The organism is Streptomyces sp. NBC_00690 (assembly GCF_036226685.1).
Classification (GTDB): Bacteria; Actinomycetota; Actinomycetes; order Streptomycetales; family Streptomycetaceae; genus Streptomyces.
In genome coordinates, this window is record NZ_CP109009.1 from 4,554,444 (window position 1) to 4,567,385 (window position 12,942).

Genomic DNA, 12,942 nt, shown 5'->3' on the forward strand with positions numbered 1-12,942 from the left:
AGGTTATGTCGCCATCCTGCCGACCGAAACCGGTCAACCCATGACCGGTTTTATGTGAAATGTTGTCGGTATGCGAACCGACCGGCTGGTGGCCATCCTCCTCCTGCTCCAACGGCGCGAGCAGGTGACAGCAGCAGAGGTCGCCCAGGAGTTGGAGATCTCCGAGCGCACCGCCCGCCGCGACCTTGACGCCCTGGCCATGGCCGGGGTGCCCGTGTACTCGATGCAGGGCCGGGGCGGCGGCTGGCGCCTCGTGGGCGGCGCCCGCACCGACCTGTCCGGGTTGACCGCGAGTGAGGCCCGCGCCCTGTTCCTGGTCGCCGGCCCGGCCTCGGCTGCGACGCCGGCCGTGAAAGCAGCCCTGCGCAAGCTGGTCCAGGCCCTGCCGGAGCCCTTCCGGGCGCAGGCCGAGGCAGCAGCGTCGTCGTTGGTCATGGACCCACAACGATGGGGGTCGGATCGGATCGAGCGCCGATCACCTCGCTTCCTCGACGACCTCCAGGACGCGGTGATCCGCGGGGTCCAGGTGCGGATTCGCTACGTCGACGGCAAAGGAGACGAATCCGAGCGAACCGTCCATCCGCTGGGCATCGTCGCCAAAGGTCCGTCGTGGTACCTCGTCTCCCACACCGAGGCCGGCCGGCGCACCTTCCGGATCGACCGCGTGTCGTCCGCCGACCCGACCGACGATCCCGTACACCGACCCGAGGACTTCGACCTCGCCGAGAGCTGGCGGGAGATCGCTGACGAGATCGACCGCAGGCGAACGCCCCTCGAACTTGAGGCGGTATGCGTGCCCCACGGGATGGGCAAGCTCCGGATGGTGCTCGGCGGTCGGCTTGTGGTGGGAGGCTCTGCGGCCGACGGTCGCATCGAGGTCGTGATCCGCGGCTACAACGAGTACGCGCTCGCCGGCGAGCTTGCCGGGCTGGTCGAATGGATCGAGGTGACTGGCCCGCCGGGTGTGCGGGACCAACTGGCCTCGATCGGCAATGCGCTCGTCGAGCGATACGGCTGAGGCGGTTGCGTGGTGGCAACGCGCGGATCGTGGAGCGGACCCCGGCGCCCATTGTCGGCCGGATCAGCCGTCTTGATCCACCTCATCATGTGGAGCTCGACTTCGCTCAGCTGTCGGAGTCCAAGGCCAAGCCGGCTCCAGCCGCGTGAAGTTGACACACCACTCTGTGGATCACCCGAGGGGAGCCACTCTGCATGACGAGACTTAGCGTTTGCAATCAGCCAAGTTTCAACTACAGCTGAAGGGGCGGGCGCGACTTGCCGCGTTGCCGTTAACCGGAGTAACAGCCTCCGTCGAGTGTGGGCATCGATGGGCGCAAAGCAGACTCGGCCTATGGGGTGTTGCGATCCTTGCTCAATGTCGACAAGGTCCTCACCTCTACCCATGAGCGGGCTCTCACGAAGAATGCCTGTTCAGGTGGCCTCTGCCTGGCACCGTTTAGTTATGTCGAGTGCGGCGAGTGGGGTTGGATGTTCACACCTGTCACACAGGCCACATTCGCGCCATGGGTTCACTTGAGCAATAGGGGGCACCATTGACGCTCTCCCGCATATGCCCGGACCATAAGTCACGCCACCGTCCGGAGCTCAACCGGACGGCGAGCCGATGCGCGGCCCCCTCCGCGCATCCCCCTTCCGTACCACCAACCCCAAGGTGCGTTTACATGCGCAAGCGTCTTTCCGTAATCCTCAGTGCCCTGGCGATCGCTGCCGCGGGCACTGTCACCGGTGCCGGTACGGCCTCAGCGGCCGGTACCACCCCCAATGTGGTCGCCAGCGCCAAGAGTTCCGCCGCCGCGTTCGGCAGCATCTGCTACCAGGCCCACGTGCAGAACGTCGGCTGGCAGAACTTCACCGCGTGCAACGGAACGATCGCGGGAACCGTCGGCCAGGCACGAAACCTGGAGGCGCTCACCATCGCCACCGCAGGCGTGGGCGGCGTGTGCGCTCGCGCACATGTGGCCGGCGTCGGCTGGCAGACCTGGCAGTGTCGCCCCGACGGTCAGGCGCTGACGGTCGGTACCACTGGCCAGAACCGTGCGATCGAAGCAGTCGAAGTGGCCATCACCAGCACCAGACTGGTGAGAGGGAACGCGCACGTGGCGAACCTCGGCTGGCAGGGCTGGAAGGCATGGGGCGAGTCCACCACGGTCGGCACCACGGGCCAGGCCCGCGCCATGGAGGCCGTCCGCTTCGAGGTGTGACCCAACGGGACCACCGAGCCGAGTCCTCTGCCACGGAGGGACCGCTCGGGACCCTTGGTCGAAAAGACCCAACGACGAGAGGCACGGCCCCAACCCTGCTTCGTTGACGGGCGATAACCGCGTATCCAACGCGCCCCGCTCCGGTCGACCTCGTCGAGCGACGCGGACCCACGTCCCCCTCTTGTCCCTCCCACAGGGCCAGGAAGCAGGAGGCGTGGGGGCTGCTGCTCAGTCGGCTTCATCATCTGGCGAAACAGACCCACCAGGACAAGTGCCTACGCGACATCATCGCGAGGGTCGGCAGCGCCTGACACCCCTTACGGCAAACCCAGTTAGGTACCGAAGTGCGGATAGGGGCAGATCTCCAACCCCTCGCCTGGGCGATCGCTCCAGCCCCACCACAGGTGCCGATCCCCACACTGCCACACGCCTCGGCAGACCCGCTTTCCGTCGTCCTCCCGCTGTGAGAGGACCATTGCAGTGCAGGTCATCGACTGGTTGCAGGACGGGCAAGAGGGCGCCGTGCTCTTTGACTCCACCACCTGACGGTAACTCTTCCGCTCAGAGGGTCGCCCGCAATCCACGATCCCTCGCCAGTAGGGCAGGCGTTGCCTGATGCGACCCTAGGCCGAGCTCGGCCTCAGATCGGCAGATCCCAACCCGGACCGTCCTCGCTGCCGATCCACACCCGCTGCCGGGCGTCCGAGACCGTGATGCCGAAGCCCTCCTGATGCGGCGCCCCGGCCGCCTGCCAACTCTGTACTGCCTGCTCGACCCGATCCCACAACGGCACCGGCCCGCGCTGCACAACGACCCAGTCCGCATCGGTCCCGGAAGCCGTCCGCGCCTGCGAACCGGTGGACACGTCCAGCAGGATCTGTTCCGTCCCCATCCCCAGCCGCTCTGCCGAAGGCGCGGCGAGCTGGGCGACCCAACTTCCCGTCCACGTACCGACGACCGTAGGGTCGATCAGGCTCACGCGCTCCTCACCCGGCAACAGTGCTAGCGCCGGCCGCGGTGGACGATCATGCGGCCGGGCGATCATGAAACTGGTGTACCCGGGGAGGAATCGTCCGGTGGCTGCGCCAGGGCCGGTCACGGTGAGCAGCGCCAATCCGGACGCGTAGCTCCACCCCGAGAGCGTGACCAGGATCTTCCCGCCCGGTTTCACCTGGTGGAGCCACGGCACGGGGATGTACCGGACCGAGCAGGTCGCGATCAGACGGTCGTACGCTCCCCCCTCGGGGTCTCCCCGCAGGCCGTCCCCGATGATCAGCCGAGGGGTGTATCCGGCGGCTTTGATGGCGGAGTGTGCGGCGGTACCCACCACCGGGTCGTACTCGATGCTGGTGAGGTTGCCGTCCCCGATGCGGTGCGCGCCCAGGGCGGTCGAGTACCCCGTTCCCGTACCGACTTCCAAGACGCGCTGTCCACATCGGACGTCGAGTTGCTGCCACATCCGCAGTACGAGTGACGGGAGCGTGGAGGATGACGAAGGAGAACCGGAGGCTGTTCCATCCGCAACGTCGTCGGGACGGATGCGACCGTCGAGCTGGGTGATCAGCGTCTGGTCGGTGTAGATGCCCTCCAACCACCCTGCATCCCCCTGGCGGACCGGCCGATAGTGGGTCGTCGCACCCCCGGGAACCTCCTGAAAGTAGGCCCCCGCGAACAGTTCCCGAGGAATGGCCTCGACGGCGCTGCGCCAGCGGGAGTCGGTGAGCGTGCCGTCCTCGGTGAGAGCGTCCGCCAAGGTGGCACGCAGCTGAACGGATGTGCTCATGTGTCGGACCCGTTCTGTAGTTGGTCAGAGATGGCACGGGCAACAGCGTCGGTGATGAGGGGCGGCTGCCATGCCCACTGCCCGTTGGGATTGCACTCCAGGAAGTACCAGACCCCGCCATCGGTCACTGCGAAGTCAAAGGCGCCGTACACCAGACGAGAGGCACGGAGATAGGCAGCGATAGACAACGCAACCGCCTCGGGCACGGCGATCGGTGTGCACCGCATGAGGTCCTGTCGGTGGCGCCAGTCGAGTTCGGGGCTGTTGATCCGGAGCCCGAACAGGTGCTGGCCCACGGCCGTCACGCGCACGTCGTGGACCTTGTCGACCCGGGCTTGGAACATGTGGGGACACGTCGCCACTCCCGCGGTGATCTCCGGCTCGCTCACCTCCCGGACCCATACAGCCTGGGGCTTGCCGGCCACCGAGTACCGGCTGCCCCACAGAGGCTTGTAGACCACACCGCCGGTGTAGAGGGTTGTGAACGCCCGCGCTTCCTGTACGTCGTTCGTGATCAATGTGTCGGGTATCTGGAAGCCGACCCGCTGCGCGGTGGCGAGCTGGGCCGGTTTGTGCTCGGACGCTCGGTTGTCCCAGGGGTGGTTGAGGTAGTGCGCCCCGGGCAGGGACGCCAGGATGCCACCTGCCCCCCACAGCAGCTGATCGGCAGCGAACCGCCGCTCTTGTTCGGGCAGTTCGCCAGGCCCTTTGTACGGCGATGCCCTGCGCACCCATACCGAGCGAACCGCAGTCAGGTCGAGTTCGCGGCTTGCCGTGCGCAGAGTGCCCCGCTGGGAGCCCGTGCGATAGGTGGTGGTCAGGGAGGCATCAGTGGGGAGGTCGGCGCCGGGGTCGAGTCGGACCACCCGAACGTGTCGCTCGGCGAGTATCCGCAACACCAAGTCTGCGGTCACGTCATATTTGTTGGTCAGTACGAGCACCGATCCGCGTTGGTCACCCATCACCTGATTGATCCTGGTCGTAGGACTCGGTGCTGTCGGAGTCGGTTGCCGTGCCTGGTTGAGACCCGTCGCCGGGGCTGGTTGCCGTGGGTGTGAGACCACTCGTGCTCGTACCGTGGTCGCCGAGTTCGACCCTGCGCCCCTGTTCGTCCACGATCACGGCGATCTGAGTATCGGGGTCGATCACGGGCGTGAACTCCGGGACCGTGACGGTGGCCGCGTACGGACCCATCCTGCTCGTACCCCAGGGTGTGGGCGTCTGCCTCGAATTCACGATGTCTCCGTTTCCTGCCGGTGTCGATGGCTGTTGCGAGGGGAATCTGGGCCCGCTCACGCCGACTGCACCAATTGGTGCGCCGTTATGCATAGTCAACAACTGTGCGCGGAGAGTGAGTACCTTAGGGCGGTGGCCAATCTGTTCAATCCGTTCAAGATCGCGACAGGGGGAGCGTCCGGATGATGGCGAGCAAGAACCCCAACCGGCAATTGGCGGCCGTCATCGAAGAGGCTGGGTGTACCTACGAGGCTCTGGCCAGGGAGGTCCGAACCGTCGCGGCAGAGGCTGGGGAACCTCTGCACACGTCCAGGTCGGCCATCCATTCCTGGGTCGCAGGAGGCACTCCAGCGGGCAAGACGGCCGCCTATCTTGCTGAAGCCCTCACCCGAAAGGCCAAGCGCAGGGTGACTACGGGCGAAATCGGGCTGGGTTGCGGGGGAACCAAGGAGCATCTGGGACCTGACCCGCTGGCCACTGCTGCCGACCTTGGAAGATATGTGATCCTCCGTCGTCGGAACTTCCTCAACTCCGCATTCGCCACCGCAGCCGCGTCTTTGCCCCTGGCCTACGATCACGACGCTGTCACCACCACTCTTCGCGCGGTGAGAAGTGTTGGCCGGGTAGGGACCGAGGAGATCTTTACGGTCCGGGCGGTCACCGAGACGTTCCGGAGCGCGGATGACAAACTCGGGGGAGGGCATGGTCTCTCAACCGTGGCGGTCTATCTGAGTGACACAGTGGTGCCTATGCTCCGGGCGATCTTCCCGTCGGAGTCCGTGCGTAGAGCGGCCTTCGGCGCAGCGGCTGAGTTGGCTTGTCTCGTCGGGTGGAAACACCACGATCTCGGCAGGGAAGGCGCTGCCCAACAGTTCTACCTGCTCGGCTACCAACTGGCATGTGAGGCTGACCCGCACGGCCATGCGGCCTGGATGATGCGCGCGCTCACCCACCAGGCTCTTGACCTGCGCCATATGGCGCACAGCGTGGAGCTGGCCGAAGCCTCGATGGCCCGGGCCCGGGGGCGGGTGGACCGCAGGACGGAAGCACTGTTGCTGGTGACCGCGGCCCGCGCCTATGGAGCCAATCGCATGCCGGAGAAGGCTTCTGCCGCATTACTCAGCGCGGAGGACGCGATGGGTGCCTCTGCCGATGCTGTTCCCTCCTACGCCGCCGCTTCTGGTCCTGTCGCGTCCACCGTCGCATCGCACATGGGCAAGACCTTGACCGAGATGAAGGACCACAGGGCGGCCGAACGGCACTATCGCGCGGCCCTTGAGGGGCGTACGGCGCAGACGTATCAGCGGGTTCGTGGTCTGACCATGGCCAACCTGGCGAAGTCTGTCGCGGCCCAGCGTCGGCACGAGGAGGCCGTGATCTGGTGGAATCGGTCCTTGGACCTCATGACCGGCGTGGACTCCGTCAGAAGCAGGAAAGAGGTGTCCCGGGTGCGCTCGGCCATGGTCGTGTACGAGAAGCGCGGCGTTCCCGGAGCGGCTGAACTGGCACAACGTGCCGCTGAACTTGCCTTCCCATCAGGCTAGTGAGACCGGAGAGTCTTCGATGAGATCAGGTGCAATGGGCGTCACGTTGGGTGTGGTGGTACTGACGATGGGGGATCGCAACCCTGATCTCCTGGCCCTGCTGGAGTCGGTCGAGGCTCAGGACGGAGAGCCCGCCAAGGTCGTGGTGCTCGGCCAGGGAGCGGGGCTTCCCGAGCTTCCGGCCGCTGTGACGGGCGTGGAGCTCCCGGAGAACGTGGGGATTCCCGCCGGCCGGAACGCCGGGGTTCGATGGCTTCGTGAGCACGGCGGTGTTGATGTCGTGGTGGTCCTGGACGACGACGGTCTGCTTCCTCGGACCGACACCCTGGAACTGGTCCGGGAGTCCTTCGTCGCGAATCCACGCCTTGGAGTGGTGAGCTTTCGGATCGTGGACGAGGACGGTCTGACGCAACGCAGGCACGTTCCCCGCCTGGGTGCCTCCGATCCGACGCGCTCGGGTGAGGTCACGACCTTCCTGGGAGGCGGGCACGCCATTCGGATGAGCGTGATCGACGAGGTCGGCGAATTCCCGGGACGGTTTTTCTACGCGCACGAGGAAACCGACTTCGCATGGCGGGCTCTGGACGCCGGCTGGGAGATCCACTACCGGGCGGATCTCCTGCTACGCCACCCCCGTACCGAGCCCTCCCGGCACGGCGCCTACTACCGGAACACGGGACGGAATCGAGTGTGGCTGGCCAAACGCCATCTGCCGGCCGCTCTGATTCCGGTGTACCTCGCGACGTGGGCGCTCTACACCGTGGCTCGTCGACCACCCCTGGCTGGCCTTGTCTCGTGGTGGGCCGGGTTCTTCGAAGGAGTTCGGACTCCCTGCCCACCGCGCCGCCCGATCCGATGGCGGACGGTGTGGCGGATGACCCGATTGGGCCGTCCTCCGGTCATCTGATCTCCAGGGGAGAGGTGAGCGGGTTCGCGCGTGCGGAAGACCGACATCTCAAGGGTGCGCGGCACGTACAACCATTCGTTCGGGTGGTGGGTCTTGGTCGCATCAAGACGTGTGCTCCCTCGTTCGAAATCCCCGGGGCCTGGTCGGGTCCCGCACCGCACAGGAGACTCAGCCGTTCATGCACAGACACCTTCGGCTCACCCTTGCCACCGCTGTTTCCGTCGCCCTGACGGGTGGATTGCTGGCCGTGACGGCGGGAGCGGCGAGTGCCGCGACCAAGCCGGCCAAGTACCCGGACGACTTCAACGGCGACGGCTACCGCGATTTCGCCGCGATCGAAACGATGAACACTCCGCGTGGTGGCGCGGTGAAGGTCATCTTCGGCACCGCGAAGGGGCCCGGTACCAAGACGCAGGTGATCAGCCAGTCCAGCCCAGGGGTTCCCGGCACGGGCGAGACGGACGACGAGTTCGGCAAGCGGCGTGCAGCGGCAGACTTCAACGCTGACGGCTACGGCGACCTTGCTGTGTCGGCTCCCTCCGAGGACATCGGTGAACACCAGGCCCAAGGCGCAGTGACCGTCCTGTGGGGCTCCAAGAACGGGCTTGCCGGTGGTACGACCGTTCCCAACAAAGTGGCCGTGGGGCGATTCGCCGAGTTCGGCGGATCGCTCGCTGCGGGTGACTTCAACGGCGACGGCAGACCGGAACTCGCCGTGATCGGGCGGAGCAGGACCCATATCTATCAGGGCACGTTCACCCGACAGGCGATCAGCGAAAAGGTGACGAGCCCGGACCATCCGACCCTGTGGGACACCGGGCTGATGGCGGGCGCGGTCACCAAGGACAAGGCCACGGACCTGGTCGTACTGGGCTTCTCGTCGGATCCCAAGGTGCGGGTCAGCGAGGCGTGGTTCCTCAAGGGAGGCACGAAGATCACTCCTGGTAAGTCCCAGCGGCTCGGTGCCGACAACAATGTCAGCCTCAACGGAGTCATTGCGGACTTTGACAAGGACGGCTACGGCGACATAGCCGTGGGGAATCCGTGGGACGCGAACAACTCCGGTTCGGTCACCGTGTGGAAGGGCGGCGCCAGCGGGCCCGGTTCCGCAACACGCATCACACAGTCCACGTCAGGCATCACGGGCACCCCCGGCCGGATGGATCGGTTCGGTACCTCGCTCTCCGCGGGCGACATCGACCGCGACGGCCATTCCGACCTTGCGTTCAGTGCCTATGGTGAAACCGTGGGCGGCCATACGTTCGCCGGAGCCCTCCACGTGCTTCGTGGCGGCAAGGGCGGATTGTCCGGCACGGGCTCGCAGTTCATCACTCGCTCCACGGCAGGGGTCCCCGGATCCGCCCGGCAGGACGACGACCTTGGTTCGTCGGTTCGACTGCGGGACCTGAACGGCGACGGCCTTGCGGACCTCCTCGCACGCTCCACGAGCTCCTCGCTCCTGATGCCCGGTGGCAAGAGCGGAATCTCCACCCTGGGGATCACCGAGATCGCCCCGGAGTTGATCGACGGAAGCGTTCAGTAGCGCTCCCGCCGAAGCGGCGTGCCCGGTGCGGCGATTCCCGCTGCACCGGGCACGCCCGACCCGTACGTGATGGTGATGCTCACCAACCGCTGTGCCGGTGACCACGGCGGTGTGGTGGCGTCAGTCGAGGAAGTGGTCGAACTCGCCTGCCTTGACGCCTTGGATGAAGGCGGCCAGTTTGTCGCGGTCGGTGGTGATGACCGCGCTCGGGGTTTCGCTCTCACGGATGAGGATGGTGTTGGCGTGCTCGGCTATCTCCACGCAATCCTCCCCCTGTGCCCCTGAGAACGTCGATTTCTGCCAGTGAATGGGTGCGCTCAAGTCTCTGACCTCACAGTTCTCGCGCGATGTTGTGATTGATCTTGCGTAACTCTGTCGGGTCGAGCGAAGCGTGTGTTGCCATCGACGCAGTGACCCACGGAGGACGTCATGGAGAACTCCACAGCGAACGTCATGGAGAACTCCGCGGCGAATGCCTCCTGCCCCATCGCATCGACGACCCGGGCCGTGATGCGGTCCACATCACCGCGCTCTGCCTCGGGCAGCGGAGCGTCGGTGTGTGCGCGTGCGCGGGCCGCCAGGCCCAGCAGCCGGGCGGCTTCCGCAGGCTCACCGCCGAGTGCACGGGCGCCCGCGAGGCCCTCCCATGCGAGGGCGATGGCCCGCGGGTCGCCACTGTCGCGGGCGACGGCGAGTCCCTGGGTGTGGAGGGATAGGGCCGCGGTCGCATCGCCGCGCTGCTCGGCGAGGAAGCCGAGTTCGGCGAGAAGGAGTGCGGGGCCGGGCCCGAACTCGACTTCGCGATGCCAGGCGAGTGTCCGGCGAAGGTGCGTCTCGGCGAGTTCGAAGTCGCCCGTCCTGCGGGCCCCGAGGGCAAGGCCGATCTCGCCGTGGATCTCGCCGGCCGCGTAGCCATGTTCCGCGGCGAGAGCCATGGCCTCGTGATGGAGTTCGGCCGCGCGGGGGAAGTCCCCCGTCAGAAGGGCCACCCGACCGAGCCCGGTGAGCCGGTCCGCGGCCTCCGGCCAGAACTCCAACTCCTGGGCCAGATGCAGCCCCTGTTCATGCAACTGCGCGGCCCTGGCGTAGTCACCACTGATCGCGGCCAGCGCCGCCAGCGGGTACGCGGTCTGAAGCCGCCCCCAGGCGTCTGCGCAATCCTCGAAGATCGCGTGGGCCTTCGCCGCGCTGCTCCGGGACGCAGTGAGATCACCCCTCAGCAGCGCATGAGTGGCCCGGGTGCTGAGCGCGGCGGCGATGCCCCAACGGTCGTCCGACGGAATCAAGTCGGTCAGCGCACGGTCCACCAGCACCTCGCTGCGGGCCAGGTCCTCCCCCGCGGTGAGGGAGGCGTAGCCGAGGAACCACACGGCCCGTGCCCCGCCGTCGGCGCTCGCCGCTGGCAGGGGTGCCCGTTCGCTGCGGACCCCTCCGGCCAGCAGGGCGAAGCCCGCGTGCCACAGGGCGGCTCGCGACCGTACGTTGTCCTGGCCCCTCCCGGTGATCCGCAGCGTCTCACCGAGCGAACGAACGGCCTCGCTCAGCCGGCCGCGCAGAAACCAGTACCAGGTCGAGGCGAGGGAGATGCGCGCTGCTCCGGCCGTGTCCTTCCGACGCACCGCCCACTCCAGTGCGGTGCGCAGATTGGCGCTCTCCCGGTCGAGGCTCGACAGCCAGCGCCGCTGTTCCGCGCCGTGGAGCCGGGGCGCGGCCCGCTCGATCAGTTCGGCGTAGACGCAGTGGTGGCGTTGTCCGACCGCCTCGAACTCGCCGGCTTCCGTCAGCCGTTCCAGGGCGTACGCGGCGATGGACTCCGGTAGTCGATAGCGGGGCCCGTCCGCCACCGTGACCAGGGAACGGTCCACCAGCCGGATCAGCGGGGTCAGCACGTCCTGTTGATCACCGCACACTGCTTCGGCCGCTTCGAGGGTGCAACCGTCGGCGAAGACGGACATCCGGCGCAGGACGATCCGCTCGTCGTCGCCCAGCAGCTCCCAACTCCAGTCGATCACCGCGCGCAGTGTTCGTTGCCGCGCGGGTGTGCCGCGGTGGCCACCGGCCAGCAGTCGGAACCTGTCGTCCAGCCGGGCGGCCAGCTCATGAACGCCCAGTGCACGGACCCGGGTCGCGGCCAGTTCCAGTGCGAGAGGGATGCGGTCGAGGCGGCGGCAGATCTCCGCAACGGCATCGGCGTCGTGCTCGGCCAGGGCGAATCCGGGTGTGGCGGCCGTGGCGCGCTGGACGAACAGCCGCTCGGCGTCGGTCTGTGCCAGCGGCGGCACCGTCCACACGGCCTCTCCGGCCAGCCCGATCGGTTCCCTGCTGGTGGCGAGTACGGTCAGCCCGGGAGCTGCGGTCAGGATTCTCCGTATGACGTCCGCGGCCGAGTCGATGACGTGTTCGCAGTTGTCGAGCAGCAACAGCATCCGGCGGGGTCGCAAGGCGTCCTCCAGCCCTGCCGCACCCTCCTCACGCACCCCGAGGGCCGCACTCAGTTGCTCGGCCACCTCCAGGGAACCGGCGAGGCCGACCATCCGTACACCGTCGGGATAGCTGTCGGCGAGTTGGCCGGCGACGGCTTCGGCCAGCCGCGTCTTGCCGACCCCACCGGGGCCGATGAGCGTCACCAGCCTGTGCGCGGCGAGCAGTTGGCAGATCGCTGGCACCGCTCCTTCCCTGCCGATGAGCGCCGTGAGCGGGGCCGGCAGGGCGTTTTCGTTCCGTCTGCGGGCGACGGCCGCCGTCTCCAGTGCCCCATCGTGTTCGAGGATCGCCTGGTGGAGGGCGACCAGCTCCGGACCGGGATCCACGCCCAACTCATCGGCTAGTAACTTCCGCACCCCGGCGTAGGCGGCCAGTGCTTCGGACTGCCGGCCCGATTGGTAGAGCGCCCTGATGTGTACGGCGCGCAGCCGCTCCCGCAGGGGGTGCCGGAGCGCCAGCTCACCGAGCTCATCCGCGAGCGCATGGTGTTCGCCCAGCTCCAACCGGGCCTCGGCGAGCGCTTCCCACCCGGTGAGCCGCTGCTCCTCCAGATTGCTGACCGCAGCGTCGAGGAACCCGACATCCTTCAGGTCGGCGAAGGGGTCACCCCGCCATAGGGCCAGGGCATCCGTCAGCAGGTCCGCCCGGGTCCGGGGATCCTCGATGGCATAGGCGGCTGCGGTCAGCTCGATGAAACGGTGGGAGTCCACCTCGCCCGGGCCCGTCCGCAGCAGATATCCCGGTGCTCTCGATTCCACCAGCCTTCCCGCGCCAGGCTCGCCCTGTGCAAGGGCGCTGCGCAGTCGGGAGACCTTGGTCTGGAGGGCGCCCACCGGGTTGCGGGGCACCCGCTCGCCCCATAGGTCGTCCACCAGTCGGTCGGTCGAGACCGTCCGTCCCGCATGGATGAGCAGGGCCGCCAGCAGTGCGCGGACCTTGGCCTCGGGGATGTCGACCGGATCGCCGGCCGTCGTGGAGACGGTGAGTGGACCGAGCACGGAGAAGCGCATGCCGGAACGGTAGCCGGGCCCTGCGGAAGCGCGAACGTGCGCAGTCCGCCCGCAGCTCGTCCGTACGCCGTCCACCGACCGCCCGTACGCCGCCCGCAGACGTTTCATCGGTCGTCCGCGGACCGACAGCGGTCCGACAGGGGTCCGACAGTACGGGCGGCGAAGGTGATGTCAGCCGGAAGGACCGGCTCGGTGCAGTCAGCCGAAGAAGGA

The 12,942-nt window shown here is 67.3% G+C and carries 10 protein-coding genes; 5 read left to right on the top strand and 5 right to left on the bottom strand.

What is annotated here, in order from left to right:
- The first annotated feature begins 70 nt into the window (after positions 1–70).
- Positions 71–1,018 carry a helix-turn-helix transcriptional regulator gene (locus OID54_RS19945; protein WP_329021410.1) on the top strand — a complete coding sequence of 316 codons (948 nt, stop codon included), beginning with the start codon at positions 71–73 and terminating at the stop codon, positions 1,016–1,018.
- Between the two features lie 664 nt (positions 1,019–1,682).
- Positions 1,683–2,222, top strand: a complete 540-nt coding sequence (locus tag OID54_RS19950; RefSeq protein ID WP_329021411.1) for a hypothetical protein — start codon at positions 1,683–1,685, stop codon at positions 2,220–2,222.
- A gap of 640 nt (positions 2,223–2,862) precedes the next feature.
- On the opposite strand, the gene tgmC is transcribed toward OID54_RS19950, so the two are convergent.
- From tgmC to tgmA, 3 genes are read right to left on the bottom strand one after another with little or no spacing between them, the layout of a single operon-like run.
- On the bottom strand, positions 2,863–4,005 hold the full coding sequence (tgmC, locus tag OID54_RS19955) for an ATP-grasp peptide maturase system methyltransferase (RefSeq protein WP_329021412.1): 1,143 nt from the start codon (positions 4,003–4,005) through the stop codon (positions 2,863–2,865).
- Entirely contained in the window at positions 4,002–4,967 is a 966-nt protein-coding gene (gene tgmB / locus OID54_RS19960; RefSeq protein ID WP_329021413.1) for an ATP-grasp ribosomal peptide maturase, read from the bottom strand. The genes tgmC and tgmB overlap by 4 nt, the downstream gene beginning before the upstream one ends.
- Positions 4,960–5,199 carry a putative ATP-grasp-modified RiPP gene (gene tgmA / locus OID54_RS19965; protein WP_329027651.1) on the bottom strand — a complete coding sequence of 80 codons (240 nt, stop codon included), beginning with the start codon at positions 5,197–5,199 and terminating at the stop codon, positions 4,960–4,962. Before tgmA ends, tgmB begins: the two co-directional genes overlap by 8 nt.
- A 224-nt stretch (positions 5,200–5,423) precedes the next feature.
- On the opposite strand from tgmA, the gene OID54_RS19970 reads away from it, so the two are divergent.
- From OID54_RS19970 to OID54_RS19980, 3 genes are all read left to right on the top strand, one after another.
- Positions 5,424–6,785, top strand: coding sequence for a tetratricopeptide repeat protein (locus OID54_RS19970; protein ID WP_329021414.1), 1,362 nt, complete (start codon positions 5,424–5,426; stop codon positions 6,783–6,785).
- 19 nt (positions 6,786–6,804) lie between these two features.
- Entirely contained in the window at positions 6,805–7,692 is an 888-nt protein-coding gene (locus OID54_RS19975) for a glycosyltransferase family 2 protein (RefSeq protein WP_329021415.1), read from the top strand.
- 178 nt (positions 7,693–7,870) lie between these two features.
- Positions 7,871–9,235, top strand: coding sequence for an FG-GAP and VCBS repeat-containing protein (locus OID54_RS19980; RefSeq protein ID WP_329021416.1), 1,365 nt, complete (start codon positions 7,871–7,873; stop codon positions 9,233–9,235).
- A 120-nt stretch (positions 9,236–9,355) separates the two neighbouring features.
- Here the strand turns inward: OID54_RS19980 and OID54_RS19985 are convergent, their stop codons facing one another.
- Together OID54_RS19985 and OID54_RS19990 are read right to left on the bottom strand one after the other, a co-directional pair.
- Positions 9,356–9,556: a DUF397 domain-containing protein gene (locus OID54_RS19985; protein WP_329021417.1), complete on the bottom strand. Its 201-nt coding sequence runs from the start codon at positions 9,554–9,556 to the stop codon at positions 9,356–9,358.
- Complete coding sequence (locus tag OID54_RS19990) at positions 9,553–12,729, bottom strand: BTAD domain-containing putative transcriptional regulator (RefSeq protein ID WP_329021418.1); 3,177 nt, start codon at positions 12,727–12,729, stop codon at positions 9,553–9,555. Before OID54_RS19990 ends, OID54_RS19985 begins: the two co-directional genes overlap by 4 nt.
- Positions 12,730–12,942 lie beyond the last annotated feature (213 nt).

Excerpts from the sequence above, each read along its gene's own strand:
- OID54_RS19970 (WP_329021414.1), top strand. The coding sequence starts at position 5,424 with ATGATGGCGAGCAAGAACCCCAACCGGCAATTGGCGGCCGTCATCGAA.
- OID54_RS19980 (WP_329021416.1), top strand. The coding sequence starts at position 7,871 with ATGCACAGACACCTTCGGCTCACCCTTGCCACCGCTGTTTCCGTCGCC.
- OID54_RS19975 (WP_329021415.1), top strand. The coding sequence starts at position 6,805 with ATGAGATCAGGTGCAATGGGCGTCACGTTGGGTGTGGTGGTACTGACG.
- tgmA (WP_329027651.1), bottom strand. The coding sequence starts at position 5,199 with ATGGGTCCGTACGCGGCCACCGTCACGGTCCCGGAGTTCACGCCCGTG.
- OID54_RS19950 (WP_329021411.1), top strand. The coding sequence starts at position 1,683 with ATGCGCAAGCGTCTTTCCGTAATCCTCAGTGCCCTGGCGATCGCTGCC.
- OID54_RS19990 (WP_329021418.1), bottom strand. The coding sequence starts at position 12,729 with ATGCGCTTCTCCGTGCTCGGTCCACTCACCGTCTCCACGACGGCCGGC.
- OID54_RS19945 (WP_329021410.1), top strand. The coding sequence starts at position 71 with ATGCGAACCGACCGGCTGGTGGCCATCCTCCTCCTGCTCCAACGGCGC.
- tgmB (WP_329021413.1), bottom strand. The coding sequence starts at position 4,967 with ATGGGTGACCAACGCGGATCGGTGCTCGTACTGACCAACAAATATGAC.
- tgmC (WP_329021412.1), bottom strand. The coding sequence starts at position 4,005 with ATGAGCACATCCGTTCAGCTGCGTGCCACCTTGGCGGACGCTCTCACC.